The 18,409-nt window shown below is 39.5% G+C and carries 20 protein-coding genes; 10 read left to right on the top strand and 10 right to left on the bottom strand.

What is annotated here, in order from left to right:
• Positions 1–24: 24 nt before the first annotated feature.
• The 3 genes from HUU81_RS06345 to HUU81_RS06335 all read left to right on the top strand — a co-directional run bounded on the left by HUU81_RS06345 (position 25) and on the right by HUU81_RS06335 (position 2,298).
• Complete coding sequence (locus tag HUU81_RS06345; RefSeq protein ID WP_199611407.1) at positions 25–1,035, top strand: AEC family transporter; 1,011 nt, start codon at positions 25–27, stop codon at positions 1,033–1,035.
• A gap of 54 nt (positions 1,036–1,089) precedes the next feature.
• Complete coding sequence (gene nfi, locus HUU81_RS06340) at positions 1,090–1,776, top strand: deoxyribonuclease V (RefSeq protein WP_199611406.1); 687 nt, start codon at positions 1,090–1,092, stop codon at positions 1,774–1,776.
• A gap of 414 nt (positions 1,777–2,190) precedes the next feature.
• On the top strand, positions 2,191–2,298 hold the full coding sequence (locus tag HUU81_RS06335) for a hypothetical protein (protein ID WP_233520612.1): 108 nt from the start codon (positions 2,191–2,193) through the stop codon (positions 2,296–2,298).
• Here the strand turns inward: HUU81_RS06335 and HUU81_RS06330 are convergent.
• The 6 genes from HUU81_RS06330 to HUU81_RS06305 form a co-directional block, all read right to left on the bottom strand.
• Complete coding sequence (locus tag HUU81_RS06330) at positions 2,275–3,153, bottom strand: hypothetical protein (protein WP_199611404.1); 879 nt, start codon at positions 3,151–3,153, stop codon at positions 2,275–2,277. The two genes, HUU81_RS06335 and HUU81_RS06330, sit on opposite strands and share 24 nt — an antisense overlap.
• Before the next feature lie 64 nt (positions 3,154–3,217).
• Positions 3,218–4,078 carry a hypothetical protein gene (locus HUU81_RS06325; protein WP_199611403.1) on the bottom strand — a complete coding sequence of 287 codons (861 nt, stop codon included), beginning with the start codon at positions 4,076–4,078 and terminating at the stop codon, positions 3,218–3,220.
• 27 nt (positions 4,079–4,105) lie between these two features.
• Positions 4,106–4,591, bottom strand: a complete 486-nt coding sequence (locus HUU81_RS06320; RefSeq protein ID WP_199611402.1) for a hypothetical protein — start codon at positions 4,589–4,591, stop codon at positions 4,106–4,108.
• A gap of 28 nt (positions 4,592–4,619) precedes the next feature.
• Entirely contained in the window at positions 4,620–5,150 is a 531-nt protein-coding gene (locus HUU81_RS06315; protein ID WP_199611401.1) for a hypothetical protein, read from the bottom strand.
• A 12-nt stretch (positions 5,151–5,162) separates the two neighbouring features.
• Entirely contained in the window at positions 5,163–5,645 is a 483-nt protein-coding gene (locus HUU81_RS06310; protein ID WP_199611400.1) for a hypothetical protein, read from the bottom strand.
• Positions 5,646–5,656: 11 nt separating this feature from the next.
• Positions 5,657–9,658 carry a contractile injection system protein, VgrG/Pvc8 family gene (locus tag HUU81_RS06305; protein WP_199611399.1) on the bottom strand — a complete coding sequence of 1,334 codons (4,002 nt, stop codon included), beginning with the start codon at positions 9,656–9,658 and terminating at the stop codon, positions 5,657–5,659.
• 340 nt (positions 9,659–9,998) lie between these two features.
• On the opposite strand from HUU81_RS06305, the gene HUU81_RS06300 reads away from it, so the two are divergent.
• On the top strand, positions 9,999–10,445 hold the full coding sequence (locus tag HUU81_RS06300) for a hypothetical protein (RefSeq protein WP_199611398.1): 447 nt from the start codon (positions 9,999–10,001) through the stop codon (positions 10,443–10,445).
• Here the strand turns inward: HUU81_RS06300 and HUU81_RS06295 are convergent.
• The 3 genes from HUU81_RS06295 to HUU81_RS06285 all read right to left on the bottom strand — a co-directional run bounded on the left by HUU81_RS06295 (position 10,426) and on the right by HUU81_RS06285 (position 13,132).
• Positions 10,426–10,698, bottom strand: a complete 273-nt coding sequence (locus HUU81_RS06295; RefSeq protein ID WP_199611397.1) for a CBU_0592 family membrane protein — start codon at positions 10,696–10,698, stop codon at positions 10,426–10,428. The genes HUU81_RS06300 and HUU81_RS06295 overlap by 20 nt on opposite strands.
• Before the next feature lie 166 nt (positions 10,699–10,864).
• Positions 10,865–11,992: a PilT/PilU family type 4a pilus ATPase gene (locus HUU81_RS06290; RefSeq protein WP_199611396.1), complete on the bottom strand. Its 1,128-nt coding sequence runs from the start codon at positions 11,990–11,992 to the stop codon at positions 10,865–10,867.
• Between the two features lie 54 nt (positions 11,993–12,046).
• Positions 12,047–13,132, bottom strand: a complete 1,086-nt coding sequence (locus HUU81_RS06285; RefSeq protein WP_199611395.1) for a type IV pilus twitching motility protein PilT — start codon at positions 13,130–13,132, stop codon at positions 12,047–12,049.
• A 47-nt stretch (positions 13,133–13,179) separates the two neighbouring features.
• Here HUU81_RS06285 and HUU81_RS06280 point away from each other — a divergent pair, with 47 nt between their 5' ends.
• From HUU81_RS06280 to HUU81_RS06255, 6 genes are all read left to right on the top strand, one after another.
• Entirely contained in the window at positions 13,180–13,884 is a 705-nt protein-coding gene (locus tag HUU81_RS06280) for a YggS family pyridoxal phosphate-dependent enzyme (RefSeq protein WP_199611394.1), read from the top strand.
• 54 nt (positions 13,885–13,938) lie between these two features.
• A complete protein-coding gene (locus HUU81_RS06275) occupies positions 13,939–14,481 on the top strand; it encodes a YggT family protein (protein WP_199611393.1) in 543 nt (180 codons plus the stop codon).
• Between the two features lie 195 nt (positions 14,482–14,676).
• Entirely contained in the window at positions 14,677–15,444 is a 768-nt protein-coding gene (locus HUU81_RS06270; RefSeq protein ID WP_199611392.1) for a ferredoxin--NADP reductase, read from the top strand.
• A 111-nt stretch (positions 15,445–15,555) separates the two neighbouring features.
• Positions 15,556–15,987: a DUF4426 domain-containing protein gene (locus tag HUU81_RS06265; RefSeq protein ID WP_199611391.1), complete on the top strand. Its 432-nt coding sequence runs from the start codon at positions 15,556–15,558 to the stop codon at positions 15,985–15,987.
• Positions 15,988–16,248: 261 nt separating this feature from the next.
• Complete coding sequence (gene folX, locus HUU81_RS06260) at positions 16,249–16,608, top strand: dihydroneopterin triphosphate 2'-epimerase (RefSeq protein ID WP_199611390.1); 360 nt, start codon at positions 16,249–16,251, stop codon at positions 16,606–16,608.
• 22 nt (positions 16,609–16,630) lie between these two features.
• Entirely contained in the window at positions 16,631–17,533 is a 903-nt protein-coding gene (locus HUU81_RS06255) for a TIGR01777 family oxidoreductase (RefSeq protein WP_199611389.1), read from the top strand.
• 11 nt (positions 17,534–17,544) lie between these two features.
• Here HUU81_RS06255 and HUU81_RS06250 read toward each other — a convergent pair whose 3' ends face one another.
• Positions 17,545–18,201 (bottom strand): phosphatase PAP2 family protein, encoded by a 657-nt coding sequence (locus HUU81_RS06250; protein WP_233520582.1) that lies wholly within the window; start codon positions 18,199–18,201, stop codon positions 17,545–17,547.
• Positions 18,202–18,409 lie beyond the last annotated feature (208 nt).

Raw genomic sequence — 18,409 nt, 5'->3', positions numbered from 1 at the left:
ACAATTAGATAAAGGTAGGGTATCTTGCATACGGTTTTACTCGTTGCTCCATTAGCGCTAATTTGTTTATTGGGCTTTATTTCAGTAAAAGTAAAGTTGTTTGATCAAACACAAACAAGTGGTATTTCCAAGTTGTGCTTTACCCTGCTCATTCCTTTATTTTTATTTAAAAGCACCTACTCAGCTGACTTAAACCAGAACGTCAGCTTAGGTTGGTTTCTCTCGTTTTACCTACCCGTAATACTCGTTTATGGATTAGTTTACATAGGCTATCAATGGCAACTGTCACGCCAAACAACAAGCCAAGTACAACACTCGTCATCTATTAACACACGTTCGGCCGTATCAGCATTAACAGCTAGCTACTCAAACACCGTATTAATTAGTATTCCCATTTTAATAAAGCTATTAAACGAAGAAGTTGCAGGCCTAGCATTTGTATTAATCGCATTCCATAGTGCCGTGCTATTCACATTAACAGAAATGCTAGCAACAAACCGCACACGCCCAACACCAACAAACGCTTCATCAAATAGCTCAACCGCAGTTAGTGCCATCAAAAAAATTAAAATGCACAGCTATCAGTTTCTTAGAGGCTTAAACAATCCTATTGTGATTAGCATTAGCTTGGGCTTGATTGCTAATATATTAAATTTTACGTTTCCTAAAGCAATGTTACAGGCCCTCACAATGATGTCTCAGGCTGCAGTACCTTTAGCGTTATTTTCTTTGGGCACATCAATGTATTTTTTACCACTCAAAGGTAGTTGGGTTCAGGCAGTGCTTTTAAGTGCCATAAAGCTATTAGCGCTACCTTTTATCGTATACTTAATGGCGCAATATGTATTTGATCTTAATAATATTCAAACACTCATCGTTGTACTTTTAACAGCCAGCCCTACCGGGATTAATGCTTACCTCATAGCAGCAAAACATCAGCAACAACAAGCCGTCAGCGCCACAACCGTGATCGTTTCAACCGCAATATGCTTAGTGTCTATCGTATTTTGGGTAGAATTAATTAGTAATCAGTAACCAACAGCTGTGGTTAAACGTTTTTATAATAAATAAGGAATATAGTACTCGATTATGCAGCCAGTAATACAACACTCATGGGATATATCAGAAAATGAAGCCATAATACTTCAACAGCAGCTAGCACCAAAAGTTATCCAAGACGATCATTTTGAAGGTATCAATCTTGTCGCAGGCGTGGATGTTGCTTATGCCAAAGAGAGTGATGAAATGATTGCTGCTGTGGTCATGTTAAATGCACACACTCTAGAGATAGTAGAAACGGCTACTGCAACTCATCAATCTACATTTCCCTACATAGCAGGTTTATTCTCATTTCGAGAGATTCCCGTTTTACTTGAAGCTATTGCTAAACTACATCGCAAACCCGACTTGATAGTGTGCGATGGTCAAGGCTATGCGCATCCCAGAAGGTTTGGTTTAGCTTGTCACTTAGGCGTTTTGTTTGACCTTCCTACCATTGGCTGCGGGAAGACTCGATTACTTGGCGAGCACAAGGAAGTTCCCTCTGAAAGAGGGCAATACGAATTTTTAGAAGACAACCGCGAGGTTATTGGAGCAGTACTTAGAACTCAAACTAATATTAAGCCCGTTTACGTGTCTGTTGGTCACCGAATGAGCTTACCAACAGCGATAAATTGGATACTTAAACTAACACCTAAATATAGGCTGCCCGAAACAACTAGAACAGCCGATCAGTTAGTCCGAAAAACTCAAAAAGAAGCGTTAGATCTTAAGTAGCATCCTCACTGTTAAAGCTATTTTGTTAGCTTGGCGCTATTTAAACACTGTTGAATCTTTCCTCTATCGTATTTCGTACACTTCCCATATTTAACTCAAATATTGAGAGAGTTTTCTAATGCAATTTCTCATATTCTTGGGGTGGTAGCTTATAAAATAACTCTTGAGGTCGATCATGGAAGTATACGATTATCCGACTATCTATTCATGTTTCCCTACCGCGGCTATCTCTTTTTAAGAATATTTGACTTTAAGGGAGTCATAACTTGGTTTGTAGCTAAGTCATCTAAAAGCATGTCAAACATTGTTTATGAAGAAAATAAGTTATTAGCGCGGAACTTAGAACGCAAACTAATGTAAGCTGTTTGTGTGTCAATTGGTCACCGTATAAGTTTACCAGCGTCAATAGAGTGGATGTTGAAATTAACACCCAAACTCAGGCTACCCGAAACGACTAGGGCAGCAGACCAGTTGGTATGTAAAGCTCAAAAGCAGCGCTTAACTGATCTCCTCTTGGTTTAAAATCACTTTGCAATTAGCGTTATTTTGCTTGAAGGCTTGTATGCACTGTTTAATATCATTTCTCTTACCTTTTACTGTCAACACTTCTAACTTAGCTTGTTTAAAAATATTAAGAAGTTTATTTGAGGTAAGAGCTACATTAAACAGTATTAAATGAGTTAATGACTTTAACTCAGAGCTGTTAATCATTTCTTCCATTAACTCATCAGTTAATGCGTTTCCCGAGAGATGTAGCCTCTGATTGGTAAATTTTTTAGTTAGAAGTTCAAGATTTATCTCTGGTAATAAGAGGTGGTTCGAAATATCCTCTTTTAAAGCGCTAATATCCCCCTTGGCAGTAACGCGAGAAGTAAAGTCATTTTCATCACATTCTAATCCAAACTTGTATTTTCCTACGTGAGTAAGGCTCGCTAAAGCTAATGAGTTGTTTTTTCGCCATTCGACTTCATTTGCTCTGGTTAAGTCATTAAATCCTATATGCTCAATTTCGCCAGATTTAAACCATGATATGGTAGAAACTTGTATACCATTAACATATTCATGTTTTCCAGTAAGAATATCATCTTCAAAATCATAGGCTAAGCCGTTGTAGGGGTCCCCTCTAAAATTAAGTGGCTCACCGCTATAGCTATCGCTAGCGGTTAAAGTATCGTAGTCAACAACCACTTCATTAGCGCTATTAACTCTGCGTAAATCCTGTTCTTCAGGCTGGCTATTAACGTACAAACCTTGGTAGTAACGATTTACCTCTACTCTATTACTTAGTAATTTGTAGCTAATTCCCGTGAATAACTCTTCTCTAAGATACTCTTTCCCCATACAAGTAGTCAAAATAGAATCTTTTACTCGTTTCATATCTGTTCTTACCTTAGTGGTAAAATTATCTTCGGATTACTCTAAGAGTTTTAACAATTAACGTTCATTCATTGAGTATTAGTGTGCAATCTGGCGTTTTATCTAGGTGTACTCTAATTAATGGCATTAAATTTGGGCAGCCAGTGATATCAAGTATTTCTATTTTATTTAGCTCTAATATCTTACTTAGGTACGAGCCTGGTATGGTAGTATGGAATAAAGTTAATTGTGAAAGGCTGTTTATGCTAGAGAAGTCGACAAATGTTTGAATTAGCTTTTCAATATTTCCAGAAAAGAATACCTTTTCGCTCAAACGTTTTTTCTTAGACAGATCATCACTTATATAATGTAAAAGCTCTTCTGTTTTAAGGTCACTAATGAATGACTCAACATCATTTTCTCCACATATACTTTCGATATATCCTTTAGCATCATATTTTATTCTGACGCTATACGTATCTGTGCGAAGGACATCTAGAAAAGACAAGTGCCCGTCTTTTGTCCATTCTACTTCTAAGAATAAAGGCTGTTTATCGCACTCTAAAGCTTCTATTTGGCCAGACATATACCAAGAAATTGTTGCTATGCACATTCCGTTTTGATACAGATGTTGTCCTGTACAGAATTCATTTTCAAATTCTAGTGCTACTCCATTGTATGGTTGACCCAGTAATATAAAAGGCTCGCCTGTATAGCTGTCACTAGGGGTTAATCGCTCGGCACTAACAGTGCTCGTTTGTCCACCATTTATGTTAAATAAAGGTAACTCCTCTGGAGTGTTGTTTACATACAACCCTTGAAAGTATCTTTTAGTGTTAAGATAGTTGCTATCACTTATTCTATAGGCGAATCCAATAAAGGGCTTATTTTTGAAAAAATGTTTTCCTTCTCTTTTTTCTAAGGCACTACTCTTTATTCTTAACATTAGTATTTTCTTCCTGTTACTTTTATACTAAGAACAGCTAACAACCTCTTTGATTTTCATCAACATATCTCTTTCAAGCAAAATATCATCAGGTAACCAGAAATCTTGATAGTGTGTTGTTGTATGCGCTCTATCATGGCGATCATAATTGGTTATCCTAAAGCCTTTACGTCCTTTAGCGCCTACGTTCATTTCGCGAAACACACCTATTTTCTCACCATCAATTGTTTCTTTGTAGCTATATACGCCAGAAGGTAAACCTCCAAGACTAGCGCTTTTCCAAAATTTTTGCTCTATTACATCAACTAGCCACTTCACAGCCTTTGGGCGCAACTCGATTTGAGTAGCGTAAAAATTCTCAAAGTCAGGCTTTCCCCACTTGGCTTCAGACAAAATAGTTAATATAACTTCAGGCTCACCTTTGATAATAAAGTAGTCTTTATTTTCTAAGTTATCGTGTAGTTGGTAATAGATGCTGAATCTAGCACTTAAATTTAAAGGGTTTATTAGCATGAATTAGTGTTTATGCAACTTCATATTATTAAAGTGTTCCATTCTTATATTTTTCTGCAAGCTCTTTCCATGTGTCATAAAAACCACCGTGGAAGAAGTAGCTGTCGGAAATGTCACAAGATTGATTTAAGCTGCCTCTTCCATGCTCTTTTCTACTGTAATTGTCTATAATATAGCCTCCTTCATGTCTTTCATTGCCAGCGTGCATTAACCGCCCAATAGTTAGTTGTTCACCAGCTATAGTTGCTTTTGGAGAGACTATTTTGCCAGCTGCAAAACCTCCTTCAGAAGGTGATTCTATGAAAAACTCAAATGTTTCGATAAACCAAGGTAAAATTTTTAATGGTGCATCAAACTGTAATACAGCTAAGCTCTCCTGATCAATATTTGGAGCGTAAACCCAATACCTAATAACGGAAAGGTGATCCCCTTGAACGTAAAAAGCATCAAATCGTTCAGGGAAATTAAGCTTATCTTCAATGACGGTTAGTTCTCGAACTCCACTTGGAGGATTCACAGGATCAGTTATTTCAATAACAGGCTTTAAGAAGTTAGTCATTATCTTTATTTGTTATGGCTTAATTGATTTCAACGTATCGAGCAACTTTTTATCAAGTAATAATTTGTCCGTAAGATAGCCCTCTTGAAATTTTTCGTCTGCATAAATGAGGCTATGACGACTAAAGTTTGCTATGCGAAAACCATGTTGGCCTCTTGCTCCAGTATTCATTTCTCTGGCAATGTAGATCTCTTCGCCTTCAACGACTTCTTCATAACTATATACACCAGAAGGTAAACCACCTAACTCTGCACTTTTCCAAAATTTATTTTCTATTGCATCCGCAAGCCATGATGCAGCTTTGGAGGGTAATTCAAATTGAAAAACCTGATATCCCGGAATATCTTCACCAAATTCATCTGCATCGCAGACATATAAAAACGCCAAACTCGTGTCAAATTGAACCAAATAGAAATTTTTATTTTCATAGCCGTTATCAGATTCGTGAAATAGTATTTTTTGAGATTCCATTAAGTTAAATGGGTTGATTAACATATTTGTTTTCTCTATTTATTAGTAGGAATAGCGTTTTTTAAAGTCACAGCATTACCAAGTTGGTTAATTTTTAAAGGGTCACGCTCAAAGGTAAATGTTTCAACTACACCGTATTCTTGATGGATTGATTTTCCCCATACCGAAGCTTTATCAATTTCGGTTAAACCATTACCTGAAAAAAGTGTATTAGCACCAAACTGGTTCATAACTCTATGTCTGGCTAATAACACTTGCCGCTCATGCCTTGTAAGATTGCTTATAAATCTTTTAAATCTATCACCATCATGAATACTTTTCCCCGTTTTTAAATACTCTTGTACTGTATCAGCAAACTTTTGACTCAACTCTGGCGTCATAGCCTTTTGCATAATGTCTGGTTCTGTAATCCCAAGCGTATTAAAGTCTTGTACAATTTCTCGATTTCCAAACTCCGTCATATTTTCATAAGTGGGAATAAATGTTTCGCGTTCAGCTGCTTTGGGCATGTTCTCCATATCAATAATCGCCAAGGTAAAGACTTGATCTGGCTCGTAGTCATCGATACCAAACAAAGCTGCTAGCAAGTGTGGATCTGAGTCAGCATTTTCCATGCATTCAAATGTTGTTGCCCAATAGGGAGCTCGACCTGTATCTGGGCGTGCGAAACCGAGAGTGTCTTTTGGCACGTCTTTAACATCACCAAATATTAATCGAACAAAAAATCGATTATTAGTTACACCTTTAGCAGCCATTTGCTTTAACTCATCTTGAGTGAAGTTTGGCTCATATCCATTAGCTATTAAGCGCTCTCTGGCGGCTTTAAGTCTTAACTCTGCTTCTTTTAATGATTTCGGTTCAGGCTTTTTGTTCTTAGTTGATGTTTCTAGTTCATCATCAACACGCGGTTTTTGATCGATAAGTTCGTTATCTGTATTGCCGTTATTTACACGGTTTAACCTTTTTAACTTAATCGCCTCAGCTAACTTTGCCAGTGCTGTACCTGCATGTGCAAAGTAGCGTGACTTTGCAACGGCTGAAATGGCAACGCCTGCACCGTAGGTGGCAAGGGCAAGTATAATTTCTAGCGCTAACTTACCAGCCATTTTTATTTTTTCTACGCTGCTGTGCGCATCAAAATAATCGTAAGGGAATTGCGTTAAGATGATTCTGGACTCTTCATCTTGCGCTATCATACATAAGGTTTTAAATGCCTTACTAAGGGTATCAAATGATTGCTCAGCACTTTTTGCTAATTGATTAAACTCTTTACGTAAGCCGTTAACATCACCGCGTGCCACATAACCTAATAACCGCCATGCTGCAGCACCTATATCATAAACCGTATCTACTCCTAACTCGACCAGCTCAGCAATCCCTGTAACAATCGTTTCGCCTTGCTCATATAGCCCTGTTAAGAATGCACCTGAATAAATAAGCCCTTGGTATAAATAATTCTCCTGCTCTAACACTTCTTCTTGAATTTTTGCCTGAGCGCGGATTTCTTCAACCATGGCGCTGAGATTTGTGCGCAGCTCTTGTCTTAGTGTCTCTATATCGCTATCACTTGCCCCTGAATATTCAACAGCAAAGTTACCGGGTGGCACGTTTTCAATGGTCGCAATACCATTGGTTAATGTACCGTTGTAACGTTTTTGATTTGCATGTGTAACCACATAATTAATATCTTCTACTGGCATGCCATCGGAATAAAAGTAATTTAGTGTAATGCTTTTATCTGCTAACACGGCTAGCCCATCATCATCTATATCAAAGCTTGTAATCGCAGGGAGGTTAGGGGGTGACACCGTACTCGGTGCACTGGCCATCTCTGGTCCACTAATTTGATAATCCACAGTTCCATCAAACACAATACTTTGGCTGTTTAAAGTCAGCATATCGGTACCGATGAGGCTAACGTTGCCTTGGCTGTCGAGCTTAATTTCTCCGCCTTGGTTGTGCAGGCGAATGTCACCTTGGCCTGTGCCTTTAATGGTGATATTGCCATCCACCTGTAACACAGTGCTGCCTTGCGGTACGCTGAGGTTAATAGCGCCGTTGGGGGTGTTGATGGCAATATCGCTGTTAGCATGGGCATTCACACTGCGACCACTTAACCAGCTGATATCGGCGTTGGCGGTGTGGGTTTGGCTGCCGGTGTGCGTGTCTAACGTGGTGGCGGCTTGATAATGCATACTGTCTTTGGCGGTGGTTTGGCTAACCTTGCCAGTAACATCAATGCATTGATTGCCGTGTACCACATAACGTACATCGGCCTCTTCTGCGTGCAGGCATAAATCGGTGCCTGCATATAAATTCACACTGCCAAACCGACTCACCCATTCCAACATGGGTTGAGTACTGCCATTTAACACAATGTGCTGCGCACTTTGCTCTGGGGTTACCCCTAAGGTGTGTAATAAAATTTGCGGGGCGGTGGGGCTGTCATCAAATAATAGTTGATGGCCTGCACTGCTGGTCAGTCGGTTATGGTGTGGCGTGGCTGAAGTCACCACGGAGGGTTGGGCTTCGTTCATGCAAAACCCGACAATATAACTCTGATTGGGGTCGTTGTTCATGCAGCCAACCAGTACTTGGCTGTCGTTGACTAAAGGAAAATGCCAGCCTGTGGCGTGTGGTTGATTGGCACAGGCATACATGGCGAGCTTTTTGAGTGGTCGCCCACCTTGGCCAACTGCACGTGCTGTATCATCAAATGCTAACCGCGTTATATAGTCACCCTGAGCGGTTAATTGGGCATACTGACTGGGTGACTCAACACGCGCCGAAAATAACATAGGTTTATCAGTAGGACGTGGCATGGTTGATTTATACGGCGTACTACGGGGAATACAGGTAACCGTACAACTGTGCTTACTTAAGCCGTCTTGGCGTGATTCATCAGCAGGTTGTTGACTGGTGTGCGACACCTTAATACATAAGTAATCGCCACTGGCATTTAAGCGTGAGCGGTCATCAAGGGTAAAGCTACATCCGGCAAAGATATCTGGCACATTACCGGTGAGTGTCAATGTGGTGGCTAAGGCTTGTTGAGCGAGGCTTTGATGGGTCGCGAATGATGCGGCGGCTGATACCGTTTCAGCGACTGGCTCATAATGGGCAAGGTGCTTACCTTGGCCTGCCCGAGCGGCATTAGCACGCGCAGCCGCGGTGTCGTTATTAGGATGACTGCCATGACGCAGTGGCGGGTGCGACAACGTAGTGGTGGTCACTCGATTGGCGGTATAGCGGCATCGTTCTTCGATACTGTTAAAGCCAACAAACGGCAGGCGTGCTCGGCCTTGTGTTTGGCTACTGGTATTAGTACCAGTATTGGTATTGGCATCCCCATGATGCTCAGAGCTTTTATCAAGCTGTAATCCCGCACGGTCAAACCCATACGAAGAATACACGGCAATGGCCGTACGAGATAAATACGGGCTACGTAAATTGCCATCACTGATGACCAGTATTTCTTGCTGATGCTGAGTTTCAAACCAATACAATAAGCCGTATTGCGCCACAATGCGTTGAAACAACTGATAGTTTGATTCCATGGCCTGCACAAACTGCGGACAACCGGGAAGCGATTGCGACAAGCGCCACTCTATTTGGCTAGGGTGATAACCCGCTTCACTGGCTAAACAAGTTAACAAGGTAGCAACATCGGTATCAACAAACACCCGACTGTGCTCGGTGCCTTGGAGTGCTTCTAAGCGAGAGGTTAAGGTAATAGCAAAACGACGATAGGGAACAGGCACGTGATGGGTGCTGCTATTAGACAGCATAAAACGGCCACGTGCTTCCACTTCGCACACCGCGCCCGCTAACATACGGGAGTGGCCGTCTGGGGCAATAAACTCCAGCACCACGCTTTGACCTAATATAGAAAAACAATCAACCGTTTGAGGGACTTCTATCCAAACACAATAACGAAATGCACCGTTTAACTGCTCTTCGCCTGCCACATGCATCACCGATAAACGCGAATCTAAACAATGCAACGCAATGCGCGTACGTGACAGGTCCTTTGTCATGGGGAATACCTCTGTAAACAACGATTGAAGACAAGTAAATATGGGGTGCGAATGTTACGGAAATTAATTTACATTGCAACATGTATTTCACAAAAATATTCATTTAATAGTATTGCTGGATGCTTTTTCTATAAAACAATAATATTGTTAGTTATTCCATTTAATCATAAAAAAGAGAAGGATTAATGTTGGTGTGACGATGCATAGATATGCGGATAATCCTTCATAAAAGTTATAAGTTCGAGCATTTACATTTTTTATAAAAGCTCTATGCTTATTCTTGTTGCTGAAAAATCAACCGTTTTAACAGCCCATATAATAAAAATAATTAGGCGAATATATGTTGAATGCTAAAGCACTGCTAGAAATAAGTGATGAACAATTAAACCTACGTGAGCACGGTGTGTTTACATCAAATGCTCAGAAGAGTGAGGAGCACTTAACCTCACCGCTTGCAGCAAAGTTAAATAATGACAAAAACTCTTCTTTTAGTCATGAGACCTTGCAAGAGTTTATGCTGTACGCAGAAACCCGATTTCCAGACTACTTTTCTGGTGCAGAATCAACACTACTTCCTACGGTTAAAGAAATTTGTGAACAAGCGCTTCGTTACGGACTGACTAATAAGAGCGATCTCGCCTGTGCAATTGACATGAGCATACTGTACGGAATTGATTTTTATGAGTCGATTTGGGCGAGGGATATTTTTTCAGTACCTGAATTAACGGGTACTGAAAAAATGCAAATGCTAAGGCGCAGGGCGCTAACTAAGCTACCTGACTTTTAGTTTGTGCGCTTTGTGGCTTTCTATTTTTGTATAACTTATACAATCCAACTAAAGATGCGGCTATCCAAAATATTTCAATTACAAAGCTCGCTAAATTAAAGTTAATACATAAGCTAATTAACAGTAAGATAGCGCCTATCAGATTCATTAGGTTATAAACTAGCCCTTTTGGGCTAACTTTGTCTAACTGGATTAAAAAGAATGCCAATACAACCAAAAAAGTGCCCGACATACCAATAATATCTGCAAACATTTACTACTCCAAACAGGTTAATACTCATCATTTTGTTTGAAAATGAGTATGAAACGACTTTAACCCGGCTCGGTTCCTTGGAGGCAACTCTCATCCATGAGGCGAAACAGCGCGCTATTCTATTGAAGTAGAAAAAAAATGCAATAACTCTACAGCTAGAATCTGTTTAATCTTTGTTTTGATCACCTAGTCCATCAATGGTCACACCTTGCAAATAGCCTGAACCGCCCTGTTCGTTAGATCTTAGTTTAATCATCAAGCGTAAGTCATTAGGCGAGTCAGCATGGTGTAGCGCATCTGCATAACTGATTTTGTTTTTGTCATATAACTCAAACAATGCTTGATCGAATGTTTGCATACCCAGTTCGCGTGATTTAGCCATGACTTCTTTGATAGAACCAATTTCACCTTTTTTGATTAACTCAGCAATCATTGGGGAGTTTAACATGACCTCTATTGCAGCTGCGCGACCAACACCATCGTTAGTTTGTACCAATTGCTGAGCAACTATAGCGCGTAAATTTAACGCTAAGTCATATTTTAATTTATCGTGCTTTTCTTTGGGCACAAGATGCATGATGCGGTCAATTGCTTGGTTGGCATTATTTGCGTGCAAGGTTGCCACACATAAATGGCCTGTTTCAGCGAATGATAATGCATGCTCCATAATTTCTTGCGAGCGGATCTCGCCAATTAGAATCACGTCTGGCGCTTGGCGTAAAGAGCTTTTCAAAGCAGCATCAAATGATTCAGTATCTAAACCAACTTCACGTTGAGTAATAATGCTTTTTTTATGCTCATGCACAAATTCTATAGGATCTTCAATCGTTAAAATATGTCCTCTAGAATTACTATTACGGTAACCTAATAGCGCGGCTAATGAAGTTGACTTACCGGTGCCAGTACCACCAACAAATAGTACTAAGCCACGCTTAGACATAATCACTTCTTTTAAAATAGAAGGTAAACCTAAGTCATCTGCATCCGGAATGGTGGTTACAATTCTACGAATAACCATGCCAGGATTATCACGCTGCCAAAAAGCAGAAATACGAAATCGCCCTGCTTCGTTAGCAATCGCAAAATTACATTCTTTATTCTCTTCAAATTCAGCGCGCTGTTTAGCATTCATAGAACCGAAAACAATATCTGACGCTCTAACAGGATCAAGAATAAGATCATCTAATGGCCTTAATTCACCATTAATTTTGGCACTAACAGGCAAACCTACCGTTACAAACAAATCTGAGCCACCAGCATCGACCATGCTTTGTAACATATCTATAAATTTCATTTTACCTCCTCACTAAAGTGGCATGAATGACACCTTAACGATTAACTTGTTAGCTTAGGCGCCGCCAAAACCGCCGCCCATACCACCACCCATGCCCATGCCACCACCAAATAAACTTTTATCTTGGGCTTTAGCTTGTGCATCTTGTTGACTAATTAAGCCACGGTTAACTAAATTAAGTAGGCATTGATCCATGGTTTGCATTCCATGAGATGCACCAGTTTGAAGTGACGAATACATTTGCGCCACTTTATCTTCACGAATAAGGTTACGGATAGCAGGTACACCAATCATAATTTCGTGTGCGGCCACTCGTCCTCCGCCTGTTTTTTTTACCAGTGTTTGTGAGATTACAGCGCGCAACGATTCTGACAACATTGAGCGGATCATGGCTTTTTCTTCACCTGGGAATACGTCAATAATACGGTCGATTGTTTTTGGCGCTGAGGTGGTATGCAGTGTGCCAAACACTAAGTGACCCGTTTCAGCTGCGGTCATGGCTAAACGAATTGTTTCTAAGTCACGTAGCTCCCCCACTAATATAACGTCTGGATCTTCACGAAGTGCTGAACGCAGCGCATTACTAAAACTATGTGTGTCACGATGAACTTCACGCTGGTTAACTAGGCTTAGTTTATTTTCATGTACAAATTCTATTGGATCTTCAATGGTAAGAATATGGTCGTGTTTGTTTTGATTAATATAATCAACCATCGCCGCCAAGGTAGTTGATTTACCCGAACCCGTAGGACCGGTTACCAATACTAAGCCGCGGGGATTATCTGAAATACTCTTGAATATATCTGGCGCACCAATGTCGTCTAGCGTTAACACTTCGCTTGGAATGGTTCGGAACACTGCGCCTGGGCCACGATTTGTATTAAATGCATTCACACGAAAACGTGCTAAATTTGGTACTTCAAAAGAAAAGTCGACTTCTAGGTTTTGTTCGTATTCTTTGCGTTGTTTATCGTTCATAATATCATAAACAAGGCCATGCACTTCTTTACTATCAAGTGACGGTATATTGATACGGCGAACATCGCCGTCCACACGGATCATAGGGGAAACATTAGCTGATAAATGTAAATCCGATGCTTTGTGTTGCACGCTAAACGCGAGCAATTCAGTAATATCCATTGCGTATTAACTCCAATTTAATGGTACTAGCTTTATAATTGAAAAATATGAATAAAATAGCAGATAGACTCGATTCCGCCTATTCAAAAATTACTTCTGCTGCCAAAAAATCTGGCAGACCAGCTTCTGACATCACACTTCTTGCCGTCAGTAAGACCAAGCCTATCCCTTTAATTGTAGAAGCTTATGAGTTTGGGCAACGTAAATTTGGCGAAAATTATGTGCAAGAAGGAGTAGAAAAAATACACCATTTTGCTCAGCAAAACAGCTTTGCTGATATCGAATGGCATTTTATTGGCCCCCTACAGTCAAATAAAACCAAACTTGTCGCGACCCATTTTGACTGGGTGCAAAGCGTAGATCGCGAAAAAATAGCCACTCGCTTGTCTGAACAACGCCCCAACAATAGTCCAAAGCTAAATGTGCTTATACAAATTAACGCTAATGATGAAGCATCCAAGTCTGGCATTCAATTTAACGATGTAGAGGCGCTTGCAAGTACAATTGCAGCACTACCCAATTTAACGCTGCGCGGAATTATGTCAATTCCCATAAAAACAAATGACACCATGGCATTAAATAAAACTTTTACTAAGTTAAAGGATTGTTTTGACAAACTTAAATCCCAATATGATAGTGTAGATACGCTTTCAATGGGTATGACAAATGATATGGACTTAGCCATTGAGCACGGTTCAACAATGGTAAGATTAGGTACTGCTATTTTCGGTGAGCGTGAAAAAAGCGAATAATAAAACTGCTCGTAGATACTTGTATAAGAAAAATTTTAACTTAAGAGACTCAATATGAATGCAATTCGCTTCTTGATTGACATTGTTTTTGACCTTTATTTAATGGTTGTAATGCTACGTTTTTGGCTTCAACTTGTTAGAGCCGATTTTTACAATCCGTTTAGCCAATTCATTGTAAAAGCCACCAACATTTTTATTATCCCGCTAAGAAAAGTGATCCCTGGCTTTGGTGGAATGGATATCGCTTCAGTTGTATTAATGTTTATCGTGGCAGCAGCAAAAATCATCGTACTTAGCTTAATATTTGCTCCTTCGCTAAATCCAGTGGCTATTGCTATTGGGGCTTTGTTGGTTATTATTAAAGAAGCCTTCAACCTTGTATTTTGGGTAGTAATTATACGTGCTTTAATGAGTTGGGTAAGCCAAGGTCACAATCCTATTGAAATGGTATTGCATCAATTAACAGAACCGTTGTTACGTCCTATTAGAAAAGTTATTCCACCGATGGGCGGGCTAGATTTATCAGTAATGGTGTTTTTACTCGCACTCATGTTTTTTAAAATACTCATGGAAGATTTATTCAGAGGTTTTTTCTAGCGCACTAGCCTAATATAGCGTGTAGGCATGCGTGACTACACGCTAACCAGAAATGGATAAATTTAGGGCATGTTACTTGTGCCACTGTTTGTTTATGCCAGATACAAGGCATTATTTACTGTTCAAACCATTTAACTTGATAAATATCACCTAAGAGCATAATAAAAGTAGATGTAACGATACCAAGGAACATTCATGTCTAATGAATCTGCGTTAAAGAACTTTGTTAAAGGTCAAGTCACTAAAAAAACTCAATGGAATGAATCGCTCTTCAGTCTTGAAGTAAGCGCTGAGATTGCGCCCTATATTGCTGGTCAGTTCTGCAAACTTGCGTTGCAAAATGGAAATGGCGATTGGCTTAGACGAGCATATTCATTTGTTAACCCGCCCAGCACGTCTACCCACGAATTTTTGATCACCGAAGTAAATGACGGCGGCTTATCCCCTCTTTTAGCTAAACTTAATGTAGGTGACGATATTTGGTTAACCGAAAAGTCATCTGGTTTTTTAACCATTGAAGAAATTCCAATGGACAGAGAAGACTTATGGCTACTTTCAACCGGTAGTGCAATTGGACCATTTCTATCCATTCTCGCCGATACCAATACTTCAGAGCGTTTTCAACGACTTGTGCTGGTTCATGCCGTTCGTTATCAGCAAGACTTAGTGTATAAAGAATTAATAGAAAAACTTAAACAAGAGCTTGGCGAGCGCTTTAGTTACATCCCCGTTGTATCTCGGGAAGACTACCGAGAAGCTTTATTAGGACGCATTCCCGTGTTAATCGAAGATGGGCAATTATTAGATAAGGCAGGTTTTACCTTTTCACCAGAGACGAGCTTTTTCATGATTTGTGGCAATCCAAATATGGTAAAAGACACCACTAACGTATTAATTGAACAAGGCTTCGAGAAAAACTTAAGACGAAAACCTGGGCATATAGCTACCGAGAACTATTGGTAGATAACCAGAAAAATTAACAAAAACAGACAAGATTTGTGATTATCAACTAGCACAATTTCTTGAATAGAAACTATAATAAGAACACTTACTTGGTGTTTCAGGCATAAGAAAATGAAATTGATAAAAACCTGTTTTATATTACTTTTTTATTTACTCAGCGCTCACGTTAGTGCTGAACAAATGGAAAAACTAGGCAACTTTGAAGTGCATTATATTGCTTTTGGCTCAACCTTTATCACGCCAGAAATTGCCAGAGCCTATAAGCTTGAGCGCAGCAAGTATAATGGGCTGATTAATATTTCCATCCTAGATACTACACAGCGCGGTAAACCGTCAGTTAAAGCAAAAGTAACAGGGTTTGGTAAAAACTTATTAGGTCACAAAAAAGATTTAAATTTTAAAGAAATCGTGGAAGGTGATGCCGTTTATTACATTGCTCAAATACGTTACACCAACGAAGAAATGTTTTTATTTAATATTGACATAGATACCGAAAAAACCGACCACAAGCTTACTTTTAGTCAAAAATTTTATGTAGATTAAGGCTGAGTGTAGTTTAATTATAAAGCTACAGCATCTAGTTTAGTGCGCAGTCTAGTTTAATGTGCAGTGTCTAGCTTAGTGTAATTACGTAATACACTAAGCTGCCCTTCTCTTCGTTATATTTCTATCTATTATTTTACTAAAAACAGCTTCCACTGATTATTTACTCAACACAATATTACCCAATATCTTTTATTACAGTTAGTTTTGAATTAATTCAAATAGTTACTAAACTTACTCTTAAAACTTAAGAGCGAAGTAATGTCTAACCAAGCCACAATAAAAATTAAGAATTTGCGCCTTCGTACGTATATCGGCATCAAAGAAGAAGAGATGAATAACAAACAAGATGTCATTATCAATGTGATTATTCGTTATATCGCCGATAAAGCCAGCCATTCAGATGCAATGGAAGACGCATTAAATTATCGCACCATTACAAAAAATATTATTAACAAAGTGGAATCTTCAAAGTTTCACTTACTAGAAAAGTTAACCAGCGATATTCTAGATATCGCTTGTGAGCATGAGTGGGTCACTTTTGCTCAAGTTGAAATTGATAAGCCTCATGCACTTCGGTTTGCAGATTCAGTATCATTAACACTGACCAGAAATAAATGATCTTTTTTTAGGAGGAAAAATTGTGAATATTTTGATTACAGGTGGCACCGGCTTTATAGGCTGCGAGCTAACTAAACACCTTAAAAATCATAATTATTTAACGATTTTAAGCCGTCATCCTGAAAAGGTGTACCTTAGAATTGGTCACGATGTAAAAGCGGTAAGCACACTTGACGGCGTAGACTTTGACCAGCTTGACGCAATTATCAATCTAGCTGGCGAACCCATTGCAAATAAACGCTGGAGTGAGCAACAAAAACGAAAAATAACTAAAAGCCGTTGGCACCTAACAGAGCAAATAACCAAAAGAATACAAGAAGCCACTAGCCCACCTCATACGCTGTTGAGTGGCTCTGCTGTTGGTTACTATGGCCGACAAGGCCATGTTCCCATTACTGAAGATTTTGACCGCTGCCACCCAGAATTCAGTCATGAAGTTTGTAAAAAGTGGGAAGAACTCGCGATGGCAGCTCAATCAGATCGCACTCGCGTTTGTGTACTAAGAACGGGCGTAGTGTTAGGCCCAAAAGGCGGAGCACTAAGTAAAATGCTACCTGCTTACAAGGCATGTTTAGGCGGCCCAATTAGCTCTGGTAAGCAAGTTATGAGCTGGATCCATTTGAATGATACGGTGGCCGCAATTTTGTTCTTACTGGAAAATCGTCATTTAAATGGGCCATTTAATTTAACAGCGCCTAACCCTGTTACCAATAAAGAGTTCAGCCATATTTTATCTAAAACCTTATCTCGCCCTGACTTCTTAACCATGCCTAAGTTTGTTATGGAAACATTATTTGGTGAAATGTCCGAACTACTACTGTACGGACAAAATGTTCACCCTAAGCGCTTGCAAGATGCTGGGTTTAGATTTCGATTCGGCTCATTAAACAAAGCGCTAGAAAATATTATTCATGGTAGGCATTAGCATAAATCAATTTACTCAGCATCTGGCTTTTCCATTTTGCCAGACGACTGCATTGAACGAATGACTAAGATAAATAACAAAGACCAAAATAACCCGGCAGCCCAACCTGCAATCACATCTGTTGGCCAGTGCACGCCTAAATAAACTCGGCTTATTCCAATTACAACACTCAAAATTATAGCCGCACTAAACAAATAAACCTTAGAGCGTTTACGTGACTGTATTTGTGAAAGCATACTGGCAAGGGATAAATAAACCATGGTAGACATTAGCGAGTGCCCGCTGGGAAAGCTGCTGGTATATACTTCAGTTGCATGCGGCACAATATCTGGGCGCGGCCTTGTAAAGCCATACTTCAAGCTGAAGCTAACGAACGTTCCACTAGCTATTGCAATGAAAAGAACAAGCGCTGATTTTTTCTTATGTTCTAGTAATAAATAGCCAACTGTAAGTAGTGAAATAAGCATTAAAATCCCCACTCCACCCAGCGCAGTAAAATCTCTCATTAATTCTTCAAACCATCCGGGGCCGATGGGGTTCGATAAATCATTAGGATCACGCAGCATCAGCATTATGTAGCGATCAATAGCTTGAGTCTCTCCAGTAAATACGTGCACTGCAGTTTCAATAAATAGCCACAAACAACCTGCAATTAAGCAATATATCAAAAACTCTTTTTTCGCATGATGAGCCAGTCTATTCTGCCTAGCTCGATTAAGTAAGCTATGTGTAATATTGATAACAGACTCCTACAAGCAAATTGATTCAGATACTATATAACATTGCACTTATTCTCTAACTTTCAACTATTTAGGCAATTATTTTACAAGGCTCATACCAGTGAGCCTTGTATTTCATTTGCATAATAAGCACTTT

It is taken from the genome of Flocculibacter collagenilyticus, assembly GCF_016469335.1.
GTDB classification, from domain to species: Bacteria; Pseudomonadota; Gammaproteobacteria; order Enterobacterales; family Alteromonadaceae; genus Flocculibacter; species Flocculibacter collagenilyticus.
The sequence above is the reverse complement of the archived record's forward strand: the minus strand, read 5'-3'. Positions and strand labels throughout refer to the sequence as shown.

What these genes read in the sequence shown, in the direction of transcription:
- HUU81_RS06295 (WP_199611397.1), bottom strand. Translation starts at nt 10,698, where the DNA reads ATGTTTGCAGATATTATTGGTATGTCGGGCACTTTTTTGGTTGTATTG.
- HUU81_RS06330 (WP_199611404.1), bottom strand. Translation starts at nt 3,153, where the DNA reads ATGAAACGAGTAAAAGATTCTATTTTGACTACTTGTATGGGGAAAGAG.
- HUU81_RS06290 (WP_199611396.1), bottom strand. Translation starts at nt 11,992, where the DNA reads ATGAAATTTATAGATATGTTACAAAGCATGGTCGATGCTGGTGGCTCA.
- folX (WP_199611390.1), top strand. Translation starts at nt 16,249, where the DNA reads ATGTCTAACCAAGCCACAATAAAAATTAAGAATTTGCGCCTTCGTACG.
- HUU81_RS06275 (WP_199611393.1), top strand. Translation starts at nt 13,939, where the DNA reads ATGAATGCAATTCGCTTCTTGATTGACATTGTTTTTGACCTTTATTTA.
- nfi (WP_199611406.1), top strand. Translation starts at nt 1,090, where the DNA reads ATGCAGCCAGTAATACAACACTCATGGGATATATCAGAAAATGAAGCC.
- HUU81_RS06305 (WP_199611399.1), bottom strand. Translation starts at nt 9,658, where the DNA reads ATGACAAAGGACCTGTCACGTACGCGCATTGCGTTGCATTGTTTAGAT.
- HUU81_RS06280 (WP_199611394.1), top strand. Translation starts at nt 13,180, where the DNA reads ATGAATAAAATAGCAGATAGACTCGATTCCGCCTATTCAAAAATTACT.
- HUU81_RS06320 (WP_199611402.1), bottom strand. Translation starts at nt 4,591, where the DNA reads ATGCTAATAAACCCTTTAAATTTAAGTGCTAGATTCAGCATCTATTAC.
- HUU81_RS06315 (WP_199611401.1), bottom strand. Translation starts at nt 5,150, where the DNA reads ATGACTAACTTCTTAAAGCCTGTTATTGAAATAACTGATCCTGTGAAT.
- HUU81_RS06335 (WP_233520612.1), top strand. Translation starts at nt 2,191, where the DNA reads ATGTTGAAATTAACACCCAAACTCAGGCTACCCGAAACGACTAGGGCA.
- HUU81_RS06270 (WP_199611392.1), top strand. Translation starts at nt 14,677, where the DNA reads ATGTCTAATGAATCTGCGTTAAAGAACTTTGTTAAAGGTCAAGTCACT.
- HUU81_RS06310 (WP_199611400.1), bottom strand. Translation starts at nt 5,645, where the DNA reads ATGTTAATCAACCCATTTAACTTAATGGAATCTCAAAAAATACTATTT.
- HUU81_RS06265 (WP_199611391.1), top strand. Translation starts at nt 15,556, where the DNA reads ATGAAATTGATAAAAACCTGTTTTATATTACTTTTTTATTTACTCAGC.
- HUU81_RS06325 (WP_199611403.1), bottom strand. Translation starts at nt 4,078, where the DNA reads ATGTTAAGAATAAAGAGTAGTGCCTTAGAAAAAAGAGAAGGAAAACAT.
- HUU81_RS06300 (WP_199611398.1), top strand. Translation starts at nt 9,999, where the DNA reads ATGTTGAATGCTAAAGCACTGCTAGAAATAAGTGATGAACAATTAAAC.
- HUU81_RS06285 (WP_199611395.1), bottom strand. Translation starts at nt 13,132, where the DNA reads ATGGATATTACTGAATTGCTCGCGTTTAGCGTGCAACACAAAGCATCG.